General features: G+C 44.4%; 22 protein-coding genes and 1 riboswitch. Of the genes, 16 read left to right on the top strand and 6 right to left on the bottom strand.

Annotation, left to right across the window (positions count from 1 at the left end):
• Window positions 1-32: 32 nt before the first annotated feature.
• A riboswitch (TPP riboswitch) is annotated at window positions 33-144 on the top strand.
• Between the two features lie 98 nt (window positions 145-242).
• The 6 genes from thiD (at window position 243) to thiM (ending at window position 5,285) form a co-directional block, all read left to right on the top strand.
• Window positions 243-1,127: a bifunctional hydroxymethylpyrimidine kinase/phosphomethylpyrimidine kinase gene (thiD, locus tag OCV56_RS24465; RefSeq protein WP_167373146.1), complete on the top strand. Its 885-nt coding sequence runs from the start codon at window positions 243-245 to the stop codon at window positions 1,125-1,127.
• Complete coding sequence (locus OCV56_RS24470) at window positions 1,117-1,896, top strand: ABC transporter ATP-binding protein (RefSeq protein ID WP_086712110.1); 780 nt, start codon at window positions 1,117-1,119, stop codon at window positions 1,894-1,896. The genes thiD and OCV56_RS24470 overlap by 11 nt, the downstream gene beginning before the upstream one ends.
• Complete coding sequence (locus OCV56_RS24475) at window positions 1,889-2,704, top strand: ABC transporter permease (protein ID WP_086712109.1); 816 nt, start codon at window positions 1,889-1,891, stop codon at window positions 2,702-2,704. Before OCV56_RS24470 ends, OCV56_RS24475 begins: the two co-directional genes overlap by 8 nt.
• A gap of 121 nt (window positions 2,705-2,825) precedes the next feature.
• Window positions 2,826-3,782, top strand: coding sequence for an ABC transporter substrate-binding protein (locus tag OCV56_RS24480; RefSeq protein WP_086712108.1), 957 nt, complete (start codon window positions 2,826-2,828; stop codon window positions 3,780-3,782).
• Window positions 3,783-3,790: 8 nt separating this feature from the next.
• Window positions 3,791-4,471, top strand: a complete 681-nt coding sequence (tenA, locus tag OCV56_RS24485) for a thiaminase II (RefSeq protein WP_086712107.1) — start codon at window positions 3,791-3,793, stop codon at window positions 4,469-4,471.
• A gap of 28 nt (window positions 4,472-4,499) precedes the next feature.
• The gene (gene thiM, locus OCV56_RS24490) at window positions 4,500-5,285 is read left to right on the top strand and encodes a hydroxyethylthiazole kinase (protein ID WP_086712106.1); all 786 of its coding nucleotides are present in this window, start codon (window positions 4,500-4,502) and stop codon (window positions 5,283-5,285) included.
• A gap of 124 nt (window positions 5,286-5,409) precedes the next feature.
• Here thiM and OCV56_RS24495 read toward each other — a convergent pair whose 3' ends face one another.
• Window positions 5,410-7,353: a methyl-accepting chemotaxis protein gene (locus tag OCV56_RS24495; RefSeq protein ID WP_086712105.1), complete on the bottom strand. Its 1,944-nt coding sequence runs from the start codon at window positions 7,351-7,353 to the stop codon at window positions 5,410-5,412.
• A gap of 262 nt (window positions 7,354-7,615) precedes the next feature.
• On the opposite strand from OCV56_RS24495, the gene thiE reads away from it, so the two are divergent.
• Complete coding sequence (gene thiE, locus OCV56_RS24500; protein WP_086712104.1) at window positions 7,616-8,233, top strand: thiamine phosphate synthase; 618 nt, start codon at window positions 7,616-7,618, stop codon at window positions 8,231-8,233.
• A gap of 101 nt (window positions 8,234-8,334) precedes the next feature.
• Here the strand turns inward: thiE and OCV56_RS24505 are convergent, their stop codons facing one another.
• Entirely contained in the window at window positions 8,335-8,679 is a 345-nt protein-coding gene (locus OCV56_RS24505; RefSeq protein ID WP_086712103.1) for a thiamine-phosphate diphosphorylase, read from the bottom strand.
• A gap of 379 nt (window positions 8,680-9,058) precedes the next feature.
• The gene (locus tag OCV56_RS24510; RefSeq protein ID WP_086712102.1) at window positions 9,059-9,961 is read right to left on the bottom strand and encodes a LysR family transcriptional regulator; all 903 of its coding nucleotides are present in this window, start codon (window positions 9,959-9,961) and stop codon (window positions 9,059-9,061) included.
• A gap of 139 nt (window positions 9,962-10,100) precedes the next feature.
• Here OCV56_RS24510 and OCV56_RS24515 point away from each other — a divergent pair, with 139 nt between their 5' ends.
• The 3 genes from OCV56_RS24515 (at window position 10,101) to OCV56_RS24525 (ending at window position 13,280) form a co-directional block, all read left to right on the top strand.
• Complete coding sequence (locus tag OCV56_RS24515; protein WP_086712101.1) at window positions 10,101-10,529, top strand: PACE efflux transporter; 429 nt, start codon at window positions 10,101-10,103, stop codon at window positions 10,527-10,529.
• 179 nt (window positions 10,530-10,708) lie between these two features.
• Complete coding sequence (locus OCV56_RS24520) at window positions 10,709-11,692, top strand: helix-turn-helix domain-containing protein (protein ID WP_086712154.1); 984 nt, start codon at window positions 10,709-10,711, stop codon at window positions 11,690-11,692.
• Between the two features lie 301 nt (window positions 11,693-11,993).
• Complete coding sequence (locus OCV56_RS24525; protein ID WP_086712100.1) at window positions 11,994-13,280, top strand: carbohydrate porin; 1,287 nt, start codon at window positions 11,994-11,996, stop codon at window positions 13,278-13,280.
• 104 nt (window positions 13,281-13,384) lie between these two features.
• On the opposite strand, the gene OCV56_RS24530 is transcribed toward OCV56_RS24525, so the two are convergent.
• Window positions 13,385-13,852, bottom strand: a complete 468-nt coding sequence (locus tag OCV56_RS24530) for a hypothetical protein (RefSeq protein ID WP_086712099.1) — start codon at window positions 13,850-13,852, stop codon at window positions 13,385-13,387.
• A gap of 380 nt (window positions 13,853-14,232) precedes the next feature.
• On the opposite strand from OCV56_RS24530, the gene OCV56_RS24535 reads away from it, so the two are divergent.
• Window positions 14,233-15,237: a Solitary outer membrane autotransporter beta-barrel domain gene (locus tag OCV56_RS24535; protein ID WP_086712098.1), complete on the top strand. Its 1,005-nt coding sequence runs from the start codon at window positions 14,233-14,235 to the stop codon at window positions 15,235-15,237.
• A gap of 118 nt (window positions 15,238-15,355) precedes the next feature.
• Window positions 15,356-16,417 carry a sensor domain-containing diguanylate cyclase gene (locus OCV56_RS24540; protein ID WP_086712097.1) on the top strand — a complete coding sequence of 354 codons (1,062 nt, stop codon included), beginning with the start codon at window positions 15,356-15,358 and terminating at the stop codon, window positions 16,415-16,417.
• A gap of 16 nt (window positions 16,418-16,433) precedes the next feature.
• Here OCV56_RS24540 and OCV56_RS24545 read toward each other — a convergent pair whose 3' ends face one another.
• Window positions 16,434-17,429, bottom strand: a complete 996-nt coding sequence (locus OCV56_RS24545; RefSeq protein WP_086712096.1) for a helix-turn-helix domain-containing protein — start codon at window positions 17,427-17,429, stop codon at window positions 16,434-16,436.
• A 157-nt stretch (window positions 17,430-17,586) separates the two neighbouring features.
• Here OCV56_RS24545 and OCV56_RS24550 point away from each other — a divergent pair, with 157 nt between their 5' ends.
• The 4 genes from OCV56_RS24550 to OCV56_RS24565 are packed head-to-tail and all read left to right on the top strand — an operon-like array spanning window position 17,587 to window position 21,502.
• Window positions 17,587-18,708 (top strand): HlyD family secretion protein, encoded by a 1,122-nt coding sequence (locus OCV56_RS24550; protein WP_086712095.1) that lies wholly within the window; start codon window positions 17,587-17,589, stop codon window positions 18,706-18,708.
• Window positions 18,698-19,717 (top strand): DUF2955 domain-containing protein, encoded by a 1,020-nt coding sequence (locus tag OCV56_RS24555; protein ID WP_086712094.1) that lies wholly within the window; start codon window positions 18,698-18,700, stop codon window positions 19,715-19,717. The genes OCV56_RS24550 and OCV56_RS24555 overlap by 11 nt, the downstream gene beginning before the upstream one ends.
• A gap of 24 nt (window positions 19,718-19,741) precedes the next feature.
• A complete protein-coding gene (locus OCV56_RS24560) occupies window positions 19,742-20,842 on the top strand; it encodes an AI-2E family transporter (protein WP_086712093.1) in 1,101 nt (366 codons plus the stop codon).
• Window positions 20,843-21,502, top strand: coding sequence for a potassium channel family protein (locus tag OCV56_RS24565; protein WP_086712092.1), 660 nt, complete (start codon window positions 20,843-20,845; stop codon window positions 21,500-21,502).
• A gap of 75 nt (window positions 21,503-21,577) precedes the next feature.
• Here OCV56_RS24565 and OCV56_RS24570 read toward each other — a convergent pair whose 3' ends face one another.
• Window positions 21,578-22,117, bottom strand: coding sequence for a DUF3332 domain-containing protein (locus OCV56_RS24570; RefSeq protein WP_086712091.1), 540 nt, complete (start codon window positions 22,115-22,117; stop codon window positions 21,578-21,580).
• Window positions 22,118-22,465: the final 348 nt, after the last annotated feature.

Raw genomic sequence — 22,465 nt, forward strand, 5'->3', positions numbered from 1 at the left:
TATCTCAGTTGCGAGAGTGCTGTTACTATCGTTATCAATAGTCGGGGGGCATATACCTTAGTTGGTGTTTGCTGAGATCGTTATTCGAGACCCGTTGAACCTGATTCAGTTAACACTGGCGTAGGGAACTATGATTACTTTGCCTACGTGGTTCAACAATGATCTCTCATTGGTTTCACCTCCACACTCTCTTTGCGGCGAAAGTTCGGTTCTCTTACGTCTTTTAGACAGTAGGAGCGACCATGACACAGCATTCCAATTCTCAAGTATCACCTAGCAGCACTCAAACACCAGAAAACCAATCTTCTTCGATCAATACTCCGATTGTTTTGACCATTGCGGGTTCTGACAGCGGCGGCGGCGCGGGCATTCAAGCTGATATTAAGGCCATGTCGGCAACCGGTAGTTTCGCTTGTTCGGTAATTACCGCGATTACATCCCAGAACACCCAAGGCGTGTCAGCCATTTTTCCAATCCCACTTGAGCATGTGGCTAGCCAGCTAGACGCAGTGTTTACTGATTTGAACATCGTTGCGGTAAAGGTCGGCATGTTGGCGGATTCGCAAATCATCAAAGTTGTCGCGGACAAAATCAAACAATACCAACCTAAACACTTAGTGATCGACCCTGTAATGGTGGCAACCAGTGGCGATCTTCTTCTAGAAAACTCGGCTATCACCACGCTAAAACAAGAATTGATTCCGTTAGCTGACATCATTACGCCTAACTTACCAGAAGGCGCAGCACTTACAGGCAAAGCCGTCCCTGAAAGCGAAGCGGAAATGCAGGGCATGATTGAAGACCTGCGCGCTTTAGGTGCAAAAGCCGTCCTACTAAAAGGCGGTCACTTGGAGAAAGATGAAAACAGTAACGACTTACTGATTTTACCAACCACGTCTGCTTTGATTAGCGCGAAGCGTTTTCCTACCAAAAACACCCATGGCACGGGTTGTACGCTTTCATCAGCGATTGCTTCTTTCTTGGCTCAAGGCAACACGCTTCCAGAGGCTGTCGACCTAGGTAAACAATACATTTCACGCGCGATTGCTCATGCTGATGAGTTGCAAGTCGGTCAAGGTCATGGCCCGGTAAATCACTTCTTCGCTGGACACGGTAATGTTCGTTGATACGGTTGGGGTTCAACTCAGCAATGCCACCTTGCGTTATCGCGATAGTGAACATGCAACCTTATCAGGGCTGTCACTGAGCTTAAAAGCAGGCAAGTGGACTGTGCTGCTTGGTCGCAGCGGTTGCGGGAAAACCACGGTATTGCGATACCTAGCAGGTTTACTCGATGACAAAGTTGAATGGCAGGGCACATTGGCAACGTCTGATGAACTGCCTCTCACCGATCGCATCGCATACATGGCGCAGCAAGATTTACTACTGCCGTGGTTGTCGGTTATCGACAATGTGTGTCTGAGCCATCGCTTTCAAAATTCCGCAGATAAGCATCTAAGCCAATCATCCAATAAACAAGCTCAAACTCACCAAGCATTGGAGTTGCTAGCTTCGGTTGGTTTGGCTGATTACGCATTTACCATGCCGGATCAGTTGTCTGGTGGTATGCGCCAGCGTGTTGCTTTGGCTCGCACCTTAATGCAAGACAAGCCAGTCGTACTGATGGATGAACCTTTCTCAGCGCTGGATGCGGTAACAAGACATAAGTTACAGAGCTTAGCGTGTGAACTGTTAAGAGATAAAACCGTTGTGTTGATTACCCATGATCCACAGGAAGCGGTGCGTTTGGCGGATAACTTGTATGTGTTGCAAGGCATACCTGCGAGTGCTCACTCTTTATCTGTGCCTCACACCTCAACGCCACGAGTGCTAGATGGTGAATGTGCCGAGTTGCAACAAGCGATCTTAGACCAGTTGGAGCGTGATTATGAATGATCTAACGCGAAGTGAAGCTGTGGCTCGTTCAGCTAACACGCAAGCTAGCACAACACATCTTCGTCAGATGAACCCCGTGATGCGTTTGCTTATCAGCAGTGCTGTGATTCTTGGTTTGTGGCAAATGGTGGTGGTTATCTTCGAGATGCCAAGCTTCATTCTGCCGGCGCCTGCTGAGGTCTTCCTCAAGCTTATTGAACGCTATGACGTGTTACTCAAACACACTTGGGTGACAGCGCAAGAGATCTTACTTGGGCTGTTACTGGGCTTGTCTATGGGGCTGTTTTTCGCCTTGCAGATGTTGATGTTTGATCCATTGAAACGTTGGCTATTGCCTATCTTAATTGCCAGCCAAGCGATTCCTGTATTTGCGATTGCGCCAGTACTGATGCTGTGGCTTGGCTATGGCATAGCCTCAAAAGTCGTCATGGCGGCGATCATTATTTTCTTCCCGGTGACGACTTGCTGCTATGACGGCTTGCGTAATACACCGACAGGTTACCTTGATCTCGCTAAGACGATGGGTGCATCGAAATGGCAGCTGCTTCGTCATATCCAACTGCCTGCTGCACTGCCAACACTGGCGTCTGGCATTCGTGTTGCTGTGGTTATTGCCCCGATTGGTGCGGTTGTCGGCGAGTGGGTAGGTTCGAGTGAAGGGCTAGGTTACTTAATGTTGCAAGCCAACGCGCGCATGATCATTGATGAGATGTTTGCGGCCTTGTTTATCTTGGCGGTGCTCTCTATCTCGCTTTACTTCATCACAGATAAGTTACTCAAAAAAGCTATCCCTTGGGAGAACCAGTGATGGTTCGCTCAATAACTCTTTGTTTAATAAAGCTTCGCTCACAAGGCTATTTATCTAAACAAACCTCGTCAAAAATTAGATCGATAAACACAATAATAATATTCAAAAGGAAAGGTTAACTATGAAAAATACCAAATTGGTAGGTGCAGTGGCACTGCTTGCTTCGCTAGTTTCAGGTCATGCATTCGCGGATTCTGAACAAAAGAAACTGACACTGATGTTGGATTGGTTTGTGAACCCGAACCACGGCCCAATTGTGATTGCACAAGAGCGTGGTTACTTTGCTGACCAAGGCTTAGAGGTTGAAATCCAAGAGCCAGCTGACCCAAGCACACCTGCAAAATTGGTTGCGGCAGGTAAAGTTGACCTCGCAGTCACTTACCAACCAAGTTTAACCATGGATGTGGCGGCAGGACTACCTCTGGTTCGTGCATCAACCCTTATCGCGACACCACTGAACACACTAATGGTGTTGGATAACGGCAAGAACGATTCGTTAGCGGATCTGAAAGGTAAGAAGATTGGTATCGCGATCGCGGGTAACGAAGAAGCGACGATCGGCACTATGCTGGCTCAAGAAAACGTTGAGTTTACTGACGTGCAAACCATCAACGTAGGTTGGGCACTGTCGTCTTCACTGGCATCGGGCAAGGTAGACGCAATCTGGGGTGGATTACGTAACTTCGAAACGAATCAATTAGCGCTTGAAGGTTTTAAAGCAAAAGCTTTCTTCCCTGAAGAGCACGGTGTGCCAGCTTACGATGAGCTGATTTTTGTGGCGAACGCAAAGAAACACGACGACGAAGCCATCAAAGCGTTCAACAAAGCACTTGAGCAAGCAACCACTTACATTGTGAACCACCCACAAGATTCATGGAGTGAGTTTGTGGCGTATTCACCAGATACGTTGAACAACGAACTTAACCAACGCGCATGGAACGACACACTGACTCGTTTTGCACTTCGCCCTTCAGCAGTCGATATGAAGCGTTACGATGATTACGCACAGTTCATGTTCGACAAAGGCATTATCAAATCACTACCAAAAGCCGCTGATTACGTACCGACTTTTGACTAAGGAATCTCATGAAATACCAAGACTTAATCCAAGCCTGTCAGCAAGATTGGCAAGACTACACCGAGCATGATTTTGTTAAAACGCTGGCAAACGGTACTCTCGCTCAGCCGTGTTTTCTGCATTACTTGAAGCAAGATTTTCTGTTTTTGAAGCAGTATGCTCGCGCTTATGCATTGGCAATTTACAAGGCGAAAACCTTGGCAGATATGCGCCGTGCACTGCCAAGCGTTCATGCTCTATTAGATTCTGAAATTTCACACCATGTGACTTACTGTGGTCAGTGGGGTTTAACGGAATCTGATTTAGAAAACGAACCTGAAGATTTCGGCACAGTTGCTTACACGCGCTACGTTCTAGATGCGGGTATGACAGGTGATCTTGTCGATCTCTATGCAGCATTGGCTCCGTGTTCAATTGGTTATGCTGTGATTGGTAAAGCGCTTTTAGAAAGCAGTGATACTGTTTTGGAAGGCAATCCATACGCGAGCTGGTTACAGCTTTACGGTGGTGAAGAGTTCCAGTCTGGCGTGGCAACGGGCGCGGAATATTTCAATCAGCTGCTTTCTGAAATTGATATCAACAGTGAACTCGGTCAGAACATTGTTCATATCTTCAAAACCGCAACGCGTATGGAAGTGGCGTTCTGGCAGCAAGGTCTGAATGCACTTAATGACTCACCAGCGGCGTAAAGCGACTTTCACGAATAAGGATTAACCTATGCTAACTGAACAAATCATCCAATCGCTACGCACAGTACGAGAGCAAAAACCGTTGGTTGTGAACATCACCAACTATGTAGTGATGAACAACACGGCCAATGCGTTATTGGCGATTGGCGCTTCGCCCATTATGGCGCACTCGCAACAAGAGCTGGCAGAGATGATGTCTTTCTCAGGCGCTTTGGTGATTAATATCGGTACGCTCGACAGCGTTTGGACGCCAAGAATGTGCTTTGCTGTTGAACAAGCGAATGCGAACAACAAGGTGGTGGTTCTTGATCCTGTGGGTTGTGGCGCAAGTACGCTGCGTACCGAGACTTCTCGTGAAATCGCACGTTTAGCGGATAAGTTGATTATTCGTGGTAACGCGTCTGAGATTATCGCACTAGCGGGTGAGCAGGCGCAGAGCAAAGGCGTTGATGCGCTAGATAGCAGTGATGCGGCACTAGGCGCTGCACAGTGTTTAGTGGCTGAATACGGTGCAAATGTGGTGATTTCTGGTGAGACAGATTACGTTGTCACCAAAGACAGCGTGGTGACCTTAAATAATGGACACCCAATGATGCCGTATGTGACAGGCATGGGTTGTACCTTAACCGCATTGACGGGCGCATTTGCAGCTGTTGGTGATGAAAGTGGTTTGGCAGCAGCGGCGGTATTAGGCGTGGTTGGTGAAATCGCGGCTGAGAACTCACGTGGCCCAGGTAGCTTACAAATGAACTTGCTCGATGAGCTATATCAGTTAGACGAAAAAACTCTGATTCAACGTTTGAAGATTCAGTAAGCTCAATCTAGCTACAAGAGCTTAACTTATAGCTCTTAACTTAAAGAAAAGCCCCCGACACTTATGTGTAGGGGGCTTTCTATTCTGATTCGGAACTACGCCAGTTGTGTTAAGGCTGGTTTAGCTAAGTTCTAAATCGATTTACTTGGCTCTCTAGGTGATGAGCAACCTCAGTTAAGTCACTTGCTGCGCCAGAAATACTGCTGACCGAGTCTTGGTTACTTTGTGCGATGGTGTTTGCACCTTGCGCATTTTCACCCAGTGATTTGGTTAAGCAATCTTGCTCATCAACCGATATTGCTATTTGGCTGTTGGCCTGATTCAAATCTTGGATGTGTTGGTTAATTACATGCAAGTTCTGAGAAGCTTGTTGTGCCTGAGTTGAAGCATCGGAAACCGTACTGTGGCTGACCTTAATAGATTCTAAGGCATCTTTAGCACCACGTTGTAGCGAGGTGATAAGTTCATCAATCTGGCTAGCAGAGTCTTGGGTGCGTTTAGCGAGCGTTCTTACTTCATCTGCTACTACAGCAAATCCGCGACCTTGCTCACCTGCACGCGCAGCTTCAATAGCCGCATTCAATGCCAGTAGGTTGGTTTGCTCTGATACGCCCTTGATTACTTCAAGAATGGCACCAATGTTCATCGACTCTTTGTGTAGGTCAGTCACTTTTTGGCTGCTGACCTGCATGCTTTCATCGGCGCTGCCAATCTCATGCAGTGTTTTGTCTACTTCTTTCAATCCCATTGCGACGTTCTCGGTGGCTTGGTTCGCCACTTGAGAGGCGTGGTTAGCACTCGAAGCAATTTCTGATGTGCTTGAAGCCAGTTGGTCAACCGCGGATGAGATGTTCATCATTTCGCTGTTCAACTGGGTCGCGTTGGTCGAGCTGTTATTAGTTACTTGGTTAAGCGACTCAGACATCTCACCAATGCGCACACTAGAGCGGTTCACTTGTCCTACGATATCGCGCAGAGATTCAATGGTGATCTCCATGTTCGTTAGTAGCTCGCCAATCTCGTTCTTGCTCTCGATATTCACCTCAACATTCAGGTTGCCTTGAGAAAGCTCGTTGGTGATCTGTTTAACTTGTGCGATACCTTTGGTGATAGAGCGAGTCACCAACACAGCGCTTGTCATGCCGATAACCAAAGCGACACCCGTCAGCAATATGATGATCTGAATCGAACGTTTTTCACTGGCTTGCAGTACTGGTGTAAGTGCTTGCTTTTGTTGTTCGAGAATACTCTGAGCATCCGCGACCGCGATCGCTAAGCTGTCACCAATTGAGGCGAGGGTAGCGGTTCTTTGAGTGTTCTCAATCATCTGCTGATGAACTTGCTCAAAGCCCTTTGCATACGCTTCACGTTGGTTCGAGAAGTCTTCAATCAGCTCACTTTGATAAGGCGATGATTTGAGAGACTCAATATCTCCTTCAATACCCGGTAGCGCGTATTCAAAGATATCTTTACCCGTTTCATAGGTTTTGAGGTCGTTGTTGTTTGAGTAACTGAGTACGGTGATCTTGGCTGCGAGGAAGTTCTCCATCAACATACCCGCGTATAAGCTCGCGTTTGGATCATTGTTATTGTATGACTCATACAACAAGCTTTGAGCAGCTTTCAGTGCGTTGGTTTCGCGTTTGACCATCTCAACGTTTACCAGTTGGTCAATGAGGATCTCACTTTGTTTCATTGATCCATAAGCCACATCAAAGGCCGCCACGCTGTCTTGCACGAGCTGCAAGCTAGCTAGGCTATCGGTTTTTGTGGCGGATTGGATTAAGTTTTTGAGCAGATCATCAATCGCGAGTTTACTTGATTGATAATTCGTTTCGTACTGTTCATCCAATGACTCTAAGTAACGTTCAGAGGCTAAACGCATCTGAAGAAAGTGCACTTGAATGTTGCCTGAGAGTGTCGCTTTATGGCTGAGTTCACTGTATTGGCTGAAGCCGTTCGACAAGGTTTGGATACCTTTGTAACTCACAAAGCCTGAAATGACGAAAAAGAGCAAGCAGATGGCATAACCCAGCTTAATCTTGAGCGCTATAGAAAGGTGGCGCATAACTATCCCTATATTTACCTGATTCCTTCAAAGAGGAGTATTTCATAAAACAGCGTTCTGGGCATGCTTGAAGTGAATACTTTGTGTAATAAGTAACGCTTTAGTTAAAAAATCCAGGTTTTTTGGTACGGTTTCAACGAGTTGCGTATTTGATGGTGCGTGTGTAATTGAGCTAATTTAGTATTAACTTCCATGCACATGATGCGATTTGTCGGTAAAATGGTACAACGCCAATTTTAGACACCGACTCCAAAGGTACGATATGAACCCTTATAAACTTTATCTGGTGACAGACGACCAACAAGATTTAGAAACGCTAAAGTTCGTGGTTGAACAGGCGGTTGCTGGTGGCGTCACTATGGTTCAAGTAAGAGAAAAACATGGGGACGTAAGAGCCTTCATTGAGCGTGCACAAGCCGTTAAATCGGTTTTAGCTGGAACTGGTGTGCCGTTGATCATTAATGATCGAGTCGATGTGGCACTGGCCGTTGACGCTGATGGTTTGCACTTGGGGCAATCGGATATGCCTGCCGTGTTAGCACGCAAGCTGATTGGCGCGGATAAGATTCTTGGGTTATCGATTGAGACTGAACAGCAGTTACAAGAAGCTGATAGCTTGCCGATCGATTACATTGGCCTTAGTGCGCTTTTCGCAACACCGACCAAGACAAACCTTAAAAAACACTGGGGCTACGAAGGCATTCAAATGGCGTTGGAAACCACAAAATTGCCGATTGTCGGTATTGGTGGCATCAACGAGTCGAACATCCCGCAGTTGGTTAAGACTGGTATCCATGGATTGGCTTTGGTGTCTGCGATATGTCATGCTGAAAGCCCAAAACAAGCGACGCAGGACTTGCTATCTCTAATGGGAGCGTGATGGGGTAATAGACTAGAAAACAAATGAGACTCGTCACTTGTTTTCTAGTTAGAGCGCATTAAAGCACTCGATGCAGTAGCCAGTAAAAGGTGTGGTCTAACTTACTGAATGCAAAGAGCAACGGTGCCGATGATCATAAGAACGATCGCAGCGTACCAACCGTATTGTGCGGTTTTATCAGCAACAAACACCTTAATGTAGTTGATCTCTTCATGCGCCATTGCGATGAAGTCTGTGTAGTTAATCGACAACTCACGGCTAGCTTCTTTCAGGTCTTGCTGAAGTTTGTTGAAAGCCTCATCAATAAAGCCTTTTGTTTCCGAAGCAGACGGAGTAGCAGTTAACGCTAGACTATTCCAAACCGCCATACGCGATTCATATTCGCTTTCACTGACACAATTAAGTACGCGTAAATCATACTCTCGTTTGTTACGCTCTTTACCCATTTTCTCAGGGCAAATATTTCTTAAAACGTTCACGACAAATTTTCCAAAAGGTTCATTTAGATATAGAAAAGCACTCAAATAGCGCTCATAAACTGGGGCGAATTAAATTCAAAAAGTGATCTATCTGAAGCTGTCATAAGTGGCTGCGATGCAGAGCACTCATGTGGGAGATTTGAAGTTAGGTCAGTGGTATTAAAGAGCGATTTGGGTCTGTCTATATTTTTTTGAAAAGACAAATCCGTTGGGATCGCAGTGTAGTTAGGTCAGTTTGCGACATCAACTAGGGTGTTTTGTCCAGACGACAAAGATATTTATCGGTGAAATGAGTCAAAATACGGTAGTACGTACTACCGATATTGAGTTGCAAGGTAGAGTAAAGCTAGTTAGGCTGCCATTGATTGTATTGCAGTGAATAGCCTTCGAGTTTCTCAATTAAACTGGTCAGCACAGGTCCATTAATGTGGCTTCGTGATACTAAGCAACCAACAGGAGTAATCCAACCACCATGCTCGTGTGAGACAGGTAGCGCCACAAGGTCGCCTTTTTGAATGCCTTCCATCACCATCATTTCGGGTACATTTGCCCAACCTACGTTCTGTTCAACGAGATCAATAATGGTCTTGTGATTATTCGCATACCAAAGCATCGAGCTAATACCGTAGGTAAACCACAGTTCGCGTTGTTTTGAACTGCGATGCACACATTGGCGATAACGCTTGAGGTCTGAGTCTTGTACTACGGACATTTGGCTGAGTTCGTGAGTGGCTGAACAGACCGTTAGGAAGCGAGCTTGACCCAGCAAGAAGAAATCCATGTCTACCTTAAGTTCTCCGTCCGCGTAGATGATACCAATCTGAGCTTTACCACGTCTCACTAGGTCCTCAACATCAAAGGTTGAGGTGGTAATAATATCGAAGTGTGTGATTGGGAATTGATCGGCTAGGGAACTGATTATCTTAATGAAACTCTTGTCTATGATGCTTTCATCAACCGCAACGATCAGTTCGTGTTCATCTTCTTGGGTCAGCGATTCTACTTTTTGGTCGAAGTACTTTTGCTGGTCGAGAATCGACTTGGCGACAGGCAATAACGCTTTACCTGTGGAGGTTAAAACGGGGATGTTCTTCTCTCTGTTGAACAACTCTTGGTCGATGGCAATTTCTAGGTTGGCGATCGACTGACTGACCCCGGATTGAGCGCGTTTTAGCTTGCGTGCGGCCGCCGAAAAAGAACCACTTTCACACACAGTGACGAAGACTTTTAGTTGCTCAAAACTGTACATGCTATCTCTCGCTCAATATCAAATAAGGGTGATAACGTTTAGGCTATCACTATTCGTGATGGCTGTTAACTTTCTCTTATTATTTCGGATGACATAATCCTAGCTAATCCAACACATACTAGATTATTTAGAGGAATGTATGAGTACCTTAGAAAGAGTGTTTCACTCAGTGTTATTCGAAGTTTTGGCCGTAACGCTTTCAATAATCGGCTTAGCGATATTTACCGATCACGATGTGAGTGCCTTATCAGGAACCATGATAGTTGTTGCTACCATCGCGATGGTTTGGAACTACTGCTTTAATCGCATTTTTGATCGCTACTTCACCGGAGAGAAATCAGAGCGTTCATTGAAATTACGAGTGTTTCACGTTGTGTTATTTGAAACCGGTTTGCTCATAGCAACAATTCCTGTCATGGCTTACTTACTTGACGTGGGGATTTGGCAGGCATTTTTAATGGACATCGGCGTGACCATTTTTATTACCATTTACGCGTTTGTGTTTAATCTGGTTTACGATCATGTGCGTGCATTCTGGGTACGCAGATCGGATCTAGCAGTTCAGTAATCTGCCAAGTCAGTAAACGCTAGTTTGGCTACTAACCGATTGTTTATTCGTTATTTTAGCGGAGGTATTCGGTTAGTAAGCCTAGGTCACTCGTCATTTATTCTGCTATCTTAAATAAGGTGATAGTTTGAGTTCGTGAAAGAACAGATTAAGAGGAAAGGATGTCCAATACCCTTCAAATGACGGTTGTAGATAAGAAAGAAGTCGAGCTGTTTGCGGAACTGTTCAAACATATCGACGGTGAGATCTATACCTTGTTACGCAGTGCCAAAATCCCCAATGATATTCTCACCAGTAGCGACCATTACGAATACCTCCCTGAGACTACCATTAAAAATGTGGTCAATATTATGGGTGAGTCGGCGTCACGAGAAGAGTTTGCGTTGTTTATATGGAGCTTTTGCAAACAAACCTATGTGCCAAGGTTCGTCGCTAAACTGACTAATCAGGATTCGCTAAAGAGTGCGCTTGACCAATTTTCTGAGCAATTAAAGCAAGTCTCGAATGGCGCAAATCTTTACACCAAACATTCTGGTGGTAAATGGTGGTTTGTTCGCGAGAAGCCGTTTACTAACGCGCCTTGGTTCAAGTTCGCTGAACTGTTCTCGGTTATTTTTATCAACGAGTTGCTTTCAGTATTAACACAAGGTCGCTGGCAGCCATCGGAGGTCGGTATTCAGAGTGATGACCTTGAATGCTTCCAATCTTTGCCGCAAATGGGTGGTGCTCAGTTTTACACGCATAGGCCAGTTACGGCGTTTGAAATCCCAGAAGAGATCATGCTTGAACCAATTGTCTTGCCAAAGGTAGCCCAGGCACTAGAACCAAAAGCCCCTTTGCCTAGTTCATTTCTTAATGCCTTCAAGTTAGTGATAAAGCCTTACCTCACCATGGGAAAACTCCCAATTAGCTTGGCTTCAGAGATTTTGAATATCCATGTCAGAACGATTCAGCGTCGTTTGGAAAATGAAGGGGTGGTGTACAAAGCCTTGATTGAAGAGATGGTTCTGGAGCAGGTTTTAGAATTACTTAAGCAGTCAGATCTATCGATCACACAAGTAGGTGCGAAGATGGGTTATTCCGATTCTTCCCACTTTACCCGAGCCTTTAAACGACAGATGAACATGACGCCAAGACAGTACCGCAAAGAACACTGCAATTAAGTTAAGTAATTTTTACCGAAAGACTATTTGTCACCAAATGGTCTTTTTTTTACCTTGAATACTGGCAATATCACTACTAACTTATTGAATGACAGGTTTTATTTTTGCAGTTTCAGTAAATGAGGAATGTACCGTTCATTTGATTCATGCTGACAAAAAGATACCTATTTGTGGTTGGTAAATGTTACTGGCGATGATTAAAAGTAAAGTCGTGAAAGAAATTTTGTGGTTGTCATCAAATGACAATTTTCTAGATAGGTATTGAATAAAATATAACAAATTTATAAGTATTGGTGACAAGATGAATTCAAGATTATCTAAGACAAGTATTGCTGTTTTTCTAGCGTACAGTTCGTTAACGAATGTGGCTTACGGGGCCAATTTTGAAGGCCCTGACTCCGTTGAAAATACGATTGCAGAGCAAAAGGCACAAAAGAAATCTTGGAGGGAGTCATTAGCCGACAGTGGAATCACATTCGGTGCTGATTATAACGTCTTGGGTCTAGCCTCTAACAATGGGTCTATGGGGAACGATGTTGAAGCTTCTTCTGGTGTTGCGAGGTTTTATGGCTCTTGGAATTTGGTAGGAAAAGAGACGGGCAATACAGGCGGAATAGTATGGAAAGTAGAGCATCGCCATGCTTACTCTGATTCAGCGCCTAAAAATTTAGCCTTCATTGATGATACCGACCGATTGTTTAATAACGGTACTAAAGAAGGGTTAGGTTATGTTGGTATGATTGGTTCTGCCTTTAGCGACCAAGGCTTCCGCGTCACCAATTTGCATTGGAAACAAAAGTTCAATGGAGGCAAAACCTCAGTCATCGCGGGATGGCAGGATGTTACTGACTATGTGGACACATACGCACTCGCGAGCCCATGGTCTGGCTTTAGCAACCTTGCATTTTCAACGGGTGCTGGAGCGATGGGGTTACCTGATGATGGTGTATTGGCACTTTCTGCTGGGCATATGCTGACTGACAATTACTATGTGATTGCGGGTATTGCCGACGCTAACGGAAAATCAGACGATATCTTTGATGGCTTCAATACATTATTTGATGAGAGTGATTTTTTCACCACGCTAGAGCTCGGTTGGACAGCATCGCAAGACCAAATATTCACTGATAATTTCCACATTACAGCGTGGCACTTTGATGGTGGTACTCGTCATAGCTTGTCGGATGCGACAGGCGGGGGGGAATCTGGTAAAGGTATTAACTTCTCGTGGAGTCAATTTGTCACACCTCAAGTAATGCCGTTTGTGAGAGGTGGTTTTTCTGATGGAGATGTTGCTTTGTATGAACGCTCATTGAGTGTCGGTGTTGGCTATTTTGGCCTAGGAAGCGAAAAGAACAACCTTGGTTTTGCGGTTAACTGGTCAGAAATTAATGAATACGCTCTAAAAGGCATTTCGACTGGTGTGTATGGTAATGACGGTGAACAGTTTACAGCAGAACTCTACTACAACATGCAACTCAACGATTTCATCCAAGTGACACCTGATATTCAGTACATCAAAGATCCTGCGTTCTCCAATGAGAGCAGCGCTTTGGTATTCGGTATTAGAGCGAGAGTGTTTATCTAATTCCGATAAGCATTATCTTGTTTAGACTTAAAAGCTAAACGTAAAAAGTGAGCCCATAGTGGCTCACTTTTTTGTTTCTAGTTCGGTTAAATCTAATCGAGCGCTTAGGCTTTTTCGGTCTTCTGCGTGTCATCCAATGCAAAGTAGATTTTAGAAACAATCACTTCGGCAACCAGAATTGTAAACACTACGGCAAAGAAGGCGACCACACCGTTCCAAGGGCCACTGAAATCGACTTTGTCGCCAAATAGGATGTTGATCGCTTCTAGCATCACGAACTTTGAACCGACCAGAATTACGTAGCTAGACAAGCCTCTGTAGATTTTAGGTGCCGTCCCCGGTTTAGATTTGAAGTAATCCGCAAGTTTATGTTCCAAGCCGATAGACAGTTTGAGCAACAGCTGTAGCAAAATCGCAGCGGCGAATGAGATGGTGAATGACTCGATATTAACGAAGTCCCAGTATTCGTCAAAAAAATTGAGAACGGTTAAATCAACGAGTACCGCAAGTGTGTAGCCGACAAAGAGTCGTTGGGGCGTATTAAATCCATATACTTTTTCAATATTGCTCATCTACTTCTTCCTGAGTAAAGGGTTCTAAAAAACTTAGGAGATAAACATAGGATATTCAAACGCTTATTTCTCAGGATGCGAAACAGCTCTTAAAGTGCGCGTGGCGCATTATGGTAAGTATCCCGATCAAGATTGATTCAATATGAGTTCTCGGATGAGTTCTCGAATGAGTTCTCGACATGAGTCTATGATTTAAAGAGAGGTAGGTATGATTATTCACTTTAGAATCCAAGACGTAGAAGAGCTTTGGGGTTCAATAGATTTGGCGACACTCTTACAAACGGAACTGAGAGGGGTATCAACCACACTATTAACTATCTGATTGAAATAGTGAAATTACCAATTACACTTGAAGCATAAGTTTGAATGGAGTCAACTTAATGCTTTCACCCCAATCGTTATATCCCCCTTCTATTGCTTTACTCTTAACGGGCCTGATTTCTTCCTCGGCCTATGCGTCCAATGAGGCGATTCAACATCGCTTGGAAAAGATATTCGCCGTTTCAATTGCGCTTACAGACAGCGATGCCGTCTCTATTGGTTTTGTAGACTTCGACCCTAACTCGTTCATCAATCTAAATGACAGTGGTTTTGGTTCCGATAAAACCATCGATACTCGAAGCCAAGTGAGTGTTGGTTCTATTCCTTATTCTTCCGTGATTAAAACCGATGATCCTGATCTAGATTTGATTTGGTCGGTGCGAGGCTCTTATGCGCTCTCTGAGCAAGATATTGAGATTTCATCCGATGTTACATCTGATCGTCGAGTTAACCCCAATAAAGACTCGGTATTGGGTTTGTATGGTTTTTTCGGCGCTCAAAGCCATTTCAATCAACATTGGTCTATCGCTTACGGTTTAGGCACTCACTTGCTCTACTACCGCAATAAATACGAATATAAAAACAGCTACTCACAAGCCTTCCAATCTCAGCTAGATGGATACGCGCTGAACACTTCGGCTTGGGCATTGATTGGTGAGCCGTCAGTGAAACTCAAATACCTGCAGAAACAAGAGTGGGGAAGTTGGAATGTCTCATCAAGAGCACGTTATTTCTATGGTACTGGTTGGGGCGAAGCCAATGATGGCGATATCGGTAACCCTGAAGGTTTGCGATTTATCAATGAGGTTGAGTTTAGACAGAATGTAGCACTGGATGCTTGGTCATTAAAGAACCCTCAGATTCACTATAACCTAAGAAGAATCGACGTGGCAGGGGATCTCACTGACCCACTCGATACCCACTATTACTATGAGTTTGGTGCAGGCTTAGTGTTTGATGTCCCTTACGATTCTTATTTTTTTGATAACTTTGGTGTTGGGATTAACTTCAACTACGGTAGCTCGCTCAGTGGTGGCAGTTTGCTCTTCTTACTCAATAACTAGCATAAGTTGTTGATCTTAAAAGTACTCATACAATTTGAATTTATATGTGTCGTAAAATGGTAAATATCTTAGTGAAAACTTAGCCATCATATTAGTCCGCCCATTACCCGAGCAAACTATGAACAAGTTAAGTTTTGACCGCAGAGCCCCGATGTACGTGGTGTCTGCACTTGTCCTAAATACGTTAGTTAGCTTGTGGTTGCTGAGCATTGCCTCTACCGCAGCTATGGTTTTTTCTGTGTGCGCGTTGTTTCTTCTTAGCACACTGATCACCGCACGCCTGTATCGACATGAAATGACCCAAAGCCAGAACAGCTTGTCTGAGGCGATCATTGATGGTGTCGCCGGTTTTATTATCCTCGACAGTCAATTAAGAATAATTCAAGTCAATCAGCAGTTTTCAAGAGTCTCTGGTTATGCGTTTGACCAAGTTGAAGCTCGTCCTATTTCTGACCTCTGTTTTATGAACAACAGTAGCTTGATATCGACCATTGCTGGCTCGCTTAAACAAAATCACAGATGGAAAGGTGAGTTGAGTGGTGTCAGCCGACTTGGTGAACATTTTACGGTCAACGTCGTCGTCGAAAAGCTTACCGAATTGCTGCCACACAATGAAAAGTACGTGGTCACTTTTACCGATATCAGCCGACGTAAGATCTTAGAGCGCCGATTAAGAATGCTGGTGGAAACAGACTCCCTCACAGGCTGTTGGAACCGACGTCGTTTCGATAAAGATTTAAACCACTATTCAAACCTAGCCGAGCGTTACGGTTACACGCATTCTTGTTTAGCCTTGATCGACTTGGACCATTTTAAATCCATTAACGACAAGCATGGCCATGACCAAGGTGACGCGGCACTTAAAGAGGTTGCAGACCTATTGAGAAACAATAGTCGAGATACCGACATTGTGGCTCGAGTTGGGGGTGAAGAGTTTGCCATTTTGATGCCGGAAACCAATTTGCCAGAAGCGTTTGAAGCCATGTATCGATTGAAAGAAGTGATTACCAAAGGCACGACCTTGAATCTAACCGTGAGCAGTGGCGTGTCTGAAATACAGGCACAAGCTGAAGCGACTTATCGCAGTGCGGATAAGGCGCTTTATCGTGCCAAAGGGAATGGTCGAAATAGGGTGTGTAGCTCTAGTTCAGGTATCCCAGCTCCGATTGTGCTTGGGTAATCTATGTAACAAGAATCTAAGACGATATCGAGCGTTGGTAAATCTTCGGTGTAAGTCCTGACACCCGCTTAAAGGCTCTCGAGAAATGCGAGATGTTGGTGTAACCCAGTTGGCTAGAGATGTAAGTCAGCGTGTGACCTTCTTCCATTAGCTCACAGGCGACAGAAAACATCAGGTTCTCTTTGACCTTTCGGTAGGTGGTATTTTCGTTTTTAAGCTTACGTTGAAACGTTCTCACTGAAAAATTAAGCAGCTCTGCGGCCTCTTCAAGTGAGAGGTCTTGCTCTTTCATGTAGGGCTTGAGTAACTCGTAGACGCTATCAGTAAAGCTAGTGTGCCATTCAATAAGCGCAGGTTTTGCGCTTAGATCTTTAGAAGATAAGCGTATTGGTTGTTGCAAAACCTCATTTGGAATAAGTACGGCAGTGGACGGTTGGTCGATGAACAGTTGGCAGTTGCTTGGAAGGATTGTTTTGATTACATCGATGTCGTGACCTTGCAAGCGCACTTTATTGGGCTGCCAAGGTGATTGAGTCAAAATTGACATCAATTCAACGATATACGTTACAGCAAAGGCTTCACCCCATTGGAACATTGGTGATGAATCTTCTGGTGCAGTTCGGCAAAACCAGCTTTGACCATGCTCTTGAATGAACTCAACTTTACTCCCCGGAGAGTCGTAGGAAAAAATCTTATCGATATGTTTGAGCGAATCTCCAATAGTTTCAAACTCGGTAAATTGATGCAAGACATGTGGGATTATTCGACGTCTAAATGCGAGACCAAGGACATCGGTAAACCGAGAGACACCCAGTTGAGATGAGGTCAAATAAATCAAACGTTTAATAGATTCTGATGGTACGAAATCGCTTTCCGACTCGATCAGATCTGGTGGTAAGCCGGAGTCTTTAAGCAATTCATGCAAGTTGAGTCCATAGTCAGTGAAGATTTGAACTAAGATCTTGGCATAACTTGTTTGTATTACTGGGACTTGGTACGGGTTAGCAGCCATGCTCAAATATCCTTGTGCATTGATATATTATTGGACGTGCATATCATTTACGATGTTTTGTTCAGTAAATCTAACCCTATTTACTTGAGTTTTCCATCGCCGGGTTTATTTTTAAAGTATTAATTTTATTGATGTTAGTTATCTAGAAGGGAGTCCCATGTCAGAAGTCAACGGGAATAAGCAAGAAGCCAATGAAGAAGTTGGTCAGCAAGAAAATGGAAAAGACAAAGTAAGAAAGGTCACAAACTACTTATTGTTGTTCGTGGCGTTCATGTTGATCTTCAGTGTCATTTCAGACCGCATCATCCCTATTACTGATAATGCTCGTGTAAAAGGCTATATCGTTCCGATTAAGCCTGAGGTATCGGGTAAAGTACTCGATATTCTGGTTCAACCTAACCAACTAGTTAATCAAGGCGATAAGCTAGCGATTCTCGATGAGTCTGATTACCTCATTGCAGTACAACAAGCTGAGCAAAACTTAGAGATCGCAGGTCAAAATGTTGGAGCTCAAACCGCAAGTATTGCTTCAGCTCAAGCTAAACTCACCTCAGCGATTGTTGAAAGACAAAACACCAAGTTGCAAGCCAAGCGTGTTTTAGAGATGGCCGACAAAGGTGTTGTGTCTAAATCAGACGCAGATAAAGCGCGAGCTGCATTAGCAACATCTCGAGCGGCTGTTGTGAATGCAGAAGCTGACCTTGACCGTGCTAAAAAGCAAATGGGTAAAGAAGGCCAAGAAAATAGCCAAGTAAAAGCGGCGTTGTTGGCGCTTGAACAAGCCCAGTTGAACCTAGAACGCACCGTGATTACTGCCCCGACACAAGGTGGTGTATCTAACTTTAGCCTATCTGAAGGTTTTTATGCATCAGAAGGACAAGCAATCATGACCTTTGTTTCAACCGAAGATATCTGGATTGAAGCTTACTATCGTGAGAACAGCCTAGGTAACGTAACGGTCGGTGATGAAGTTGAAGTAGCGTTGGATTTTGCTCCAGGACAAATCGTGAAAGGGCGAGTGAGTAGCATCGATTGGGGTGTTGATTGGGGACAGAACGATCAAGCGGGTAAGCTTGCTCAAGCTAGCCAACAAACGGGTTGGTTGCGTCAAACACAGATGCTTCCTATCACCATCGAATTTGAACGAGATGAGATGCAAGGTATGCTCCGAGTGGGCGGCCAAGCGGATGTGATTGTTTATAGCGGCGACAACTTTGTGTTCAACGCAATAGGCAAAGTATGGATTCGTTTGATTAGCGTATTGTCTTATGTCCGATAAACCTATTCCTGACCAACAAACACAGCAACGTATCCTGCGCTATACCGTCGGGGTCACGTTGGCTGTTTTCTTGGCGGCATGGATAAACTGGCCACTTGCGTTTGTGGCGCCAGTGTTCACTGCTAAGTTCTTAATTGATAAACCTAATCTGCACAAAGAAACCGTCTACGAATTGTTGTTGGCGGTGGTTGCGACTATGGCGCTTGGTTTGTTGCTATCGCGTGGTATTACACATTATCCAATCCCACTTTTGGTTTTAGTGGGGCTGATGATGTTGTGGGGTTATTACCTGTTTGTCGATCCAAAGTGGAACCTGTTCGCCACCATACTCTTGATTGCCGTGTTGATGCTGCCATTCATGGCCATTGATAATCCGGGCGTTTCGGTGCTATTGGCATCTGGCTTGGCAACATCGGGTGTGGTTTCAGTGATGATCTTTGCGTTAGTGCATGTGTTCTTTCCTGAACCTAAATCGAAGTTTTCAGGTTTCGCTGCTGCGCCAATCGAAAAGAGACAGCGTTGGTATGCGGCCTTTAGGGCGATGATTATCTCTTACCCTGTGGTGTGCTTTTTCTTTATCTTTCAGATATCTGAAGCCTTGTTAACCATGATGTTTATCGCGTTGTTGTCGTTAATGATCACTTCGGAAAAGTCTGTAAAACTGAGTGCGTTTCTGGTCATCAGTAATGGTATTGGAGGCTTGTTGGCGATTGCTGCTTTTTCAATCCTTTCTATTGTTCCCAATATTGTCTTCTATTCTTTATTTATAGGACTTATCGCCATTCTTATGGCCACCAAGATCTATACCGTTCCAGAAAAAGCACCGATTTTCGCCACTGCATTCAGTACTTTATTGGTACTAGTAGGAAGCACATTGATGAGCTCAGGCGATATCGACAGCAACACATTCATACGTATATTTCAATTAGTGTTAATTGGAGTCTATATGATTTTGGCTTCACTCTTCCTTGAAACCAGGAATTGGAAGTTTCTACAAAATCAGCCCTAATTTTTACCTTAACAAGGACGTCTCATGAAGTTAACCGATGATTTTTCAAAACAGGCGATTGATGCCGCAATTAAGATTGCAGCCATTGCCATGCTCGTCTATTGGTGTTTTTCAATTCTACGCCCATTCATTCTGTTGGTAGTGTGGGGCGCGATCATAGCGACTGCGCTGTACCCAGTGGCCGTCGCAATTTCAAATAAAACGGGGATGTCGAAAGGTAAAGCCAGTGCATTGCTGAGTTTTATTGGTGTTGTTCTTTTATTTATTCCTTTGGCCGCGCTTTCTTCCGGTATCTATACTAGCGCTTCTGACCTGATGACGGGGCTTCAAGATGGCACATTGTCCTTGCCTAAACCGAAAGAGTCCTTACAAGATATTCCGTTCATAGGCGAGAAGGTTTATTCAACTTTGGTTGCCGCCTCCAATAATATCGAAGGCACATTCATAAAGTATGCTGACGAACTTAAACAGTTTGCGTCTAAAGCCGCTTCTGTTCTTGGTTCGCTAGGTGGTGGGTTTATTCAGTTCATTATCTCTACCATCATTGCCGGTGCATTCATGAGTAATGCTGATAAATGCCAAACAGGTGTGACTCATTTAGTGGCGCGTTTAACGGGTGGTAAAGGTGAAGAATTGGTACAGCTCTCTAAATCGACTGTGCGCAGCGTTGTGCAAGGTGTGATTGGTGTTGCTGTGATTCAATCAATTATGTCGGCAATCGGTTTGGTGATTGCAGGCGTGCCTGCCGCTGCCTTATGGGCGCTAGCTGTGCTGCTAGTTGCAATTATTCAACTTCCACCGATTCTTGCTCTATTACCTGCGATCATCTACATGTTCAGTGTTGAATCGACGTTGGCGGCGAGCTTGTTCTTAGTATGGTGTATTTTGGTGAGCGGCAGTGACGCTATCTTGAAGCCTGTATTACTTAGCCGTGGCTCTCACATTCCAATGTTGGTTATCTTATTGGGTGCGCTGGGCGGAATGGCGATGTCAGGAATCGTTGGTTTATTTGTTGGTGCTGTGATACTGAGTTTGACCTACGAGTTAATGATGGCGTGGCTTGGGCTTGAAGAGAACAACCAAGAAGAAATTGATAAAAAAACAGCAGAGGCAGAGGAAAAATAGATGAAGCCAGTCTCTAAAGACGATAACTTCTACTTCTTATTCTATGCACTGTTGGTGTTGTTTTTTGGTTGTGCGGTGATGCAGCAGTTTTATCCTCAAGGCCAGAAAACAATACTATTTCTCATCATCATTACACTGGCGAGTTCAATTGTTGGGATTCATAAAGAGCGAGCCTTGTATCGCTCTTGGTATGGACTGTTATTGATAACGGCGTTGGTGTCTGGCGTGTTTTCGTTTTTGGAAGGCTATAACCTGTCGATAGTGACGTTATCAGCGTTGGCTGTGTTCCTGTTCTCGCACATTTACTCGGCGTTAAAGCAGGTGATGAAAGCAAAAACGGTGACCCCCAATCACATCATCGGTTCAATCTGTATTTACTTGTTGTTAGGGTTTGCTTGGTCGACTATCTATTTGTTGATTTTAGAAATTTTCCCCAATGCCTTTAATGGGTTAGAAGAGCAAATCTGGCTGACGAACTTGTTCAATGCGATGTACTTTAGCTTTATCACGTTAACCACGGTTGGCTATGGTGATATTTCACCCGCTTTGCCTATTGCTCAGTTCTTCGTGTTTATGGAGTCCATTATCGGCAGTTTTTACTTAGCGATTATGGTGGCGAGTTTGGTGAGTATTCGGCTTGCACAGTCTCAATCTCAATAGAGCACATACAAAGAAGCCCAGCAATTGCCGGGCTTCTTCTATTTACAATTTCAAATTCACTATGAGCTACAAATCTTACGCCTCAGTGCCTTGAATCTTCTCTAATTCAGCGATAGTCGTTTGCGATACAAGCTGACCATCCATGTAATAGCTAACGTTTTGACCGTCTTTGATACCCGTCAGAGTCGCCGTTTCACCAGACGTATAAACGATGTCCATTTGAACCGTGTTTTCGTCGATCTTAATCATCTCACCGGTCTCGATGGTGCGATTGTTTGAAATTGGGCCGACAGGCGCTTCTTTAAGGCTTGGATCTAGCTCATCGTTTACTTTGAAGTGCGTGTCTGTTTTTGTATCAAATACGTGTGGTGCACCGCTGATTGGGTTCTTACCCGTCCAGAATTCAAGTGAGTTGAATACTACGTAGTCGGCCGCGGTAGTAATACCGTACACAGGCGCTAATAAGAAGTTTACACCTGCACGAGCATAGCGGTTATCGACAACTTCAACGTTAAATTTCATCACTTTCCCTGTTACGGCGTTGCTGCCGATACAACCAGTTAGCGCAGAAGCCAAAACCGTTAGTCCTACAATTTTAAGTGCAATCTTTTTCATTTTAGTACCTGTATAAGTTAGAAGTCTGTTTCGTTGGAACAGGTATAGTATGGTTTTTATTCGATGGTCAGTTTTACCATTTAGCGCCACTGACGACATAAAGTGGTCACGTACTTCAAGTATCAGAATTTGGTTATGGGAAACTTAACTACGGAAAATGCAGGCAAAAAAAAAGCGCGACCCAGAGGGCGCGCTTAATATTTTGAAAGGAAGAGTCGTGATAATAACAGCGGTTACTTCATGACATAGTTATAAGTCTTCACCGCAAGCCAACGGAAAAATCGGAATAAAAGGGTAGTGGCTTTAAAAGTAAATTTGGCAATTGATACCATTGTTTCTGCACCAATG

This window comes from Vibrio gigantis, assembly GCF_024347515.1.
GTDB lineage: Bacteria > Pseudomonadota > Gammaproteobacteria > Enterobacterales > Vibrionaceae > Vibrio > Vibrio gigantis.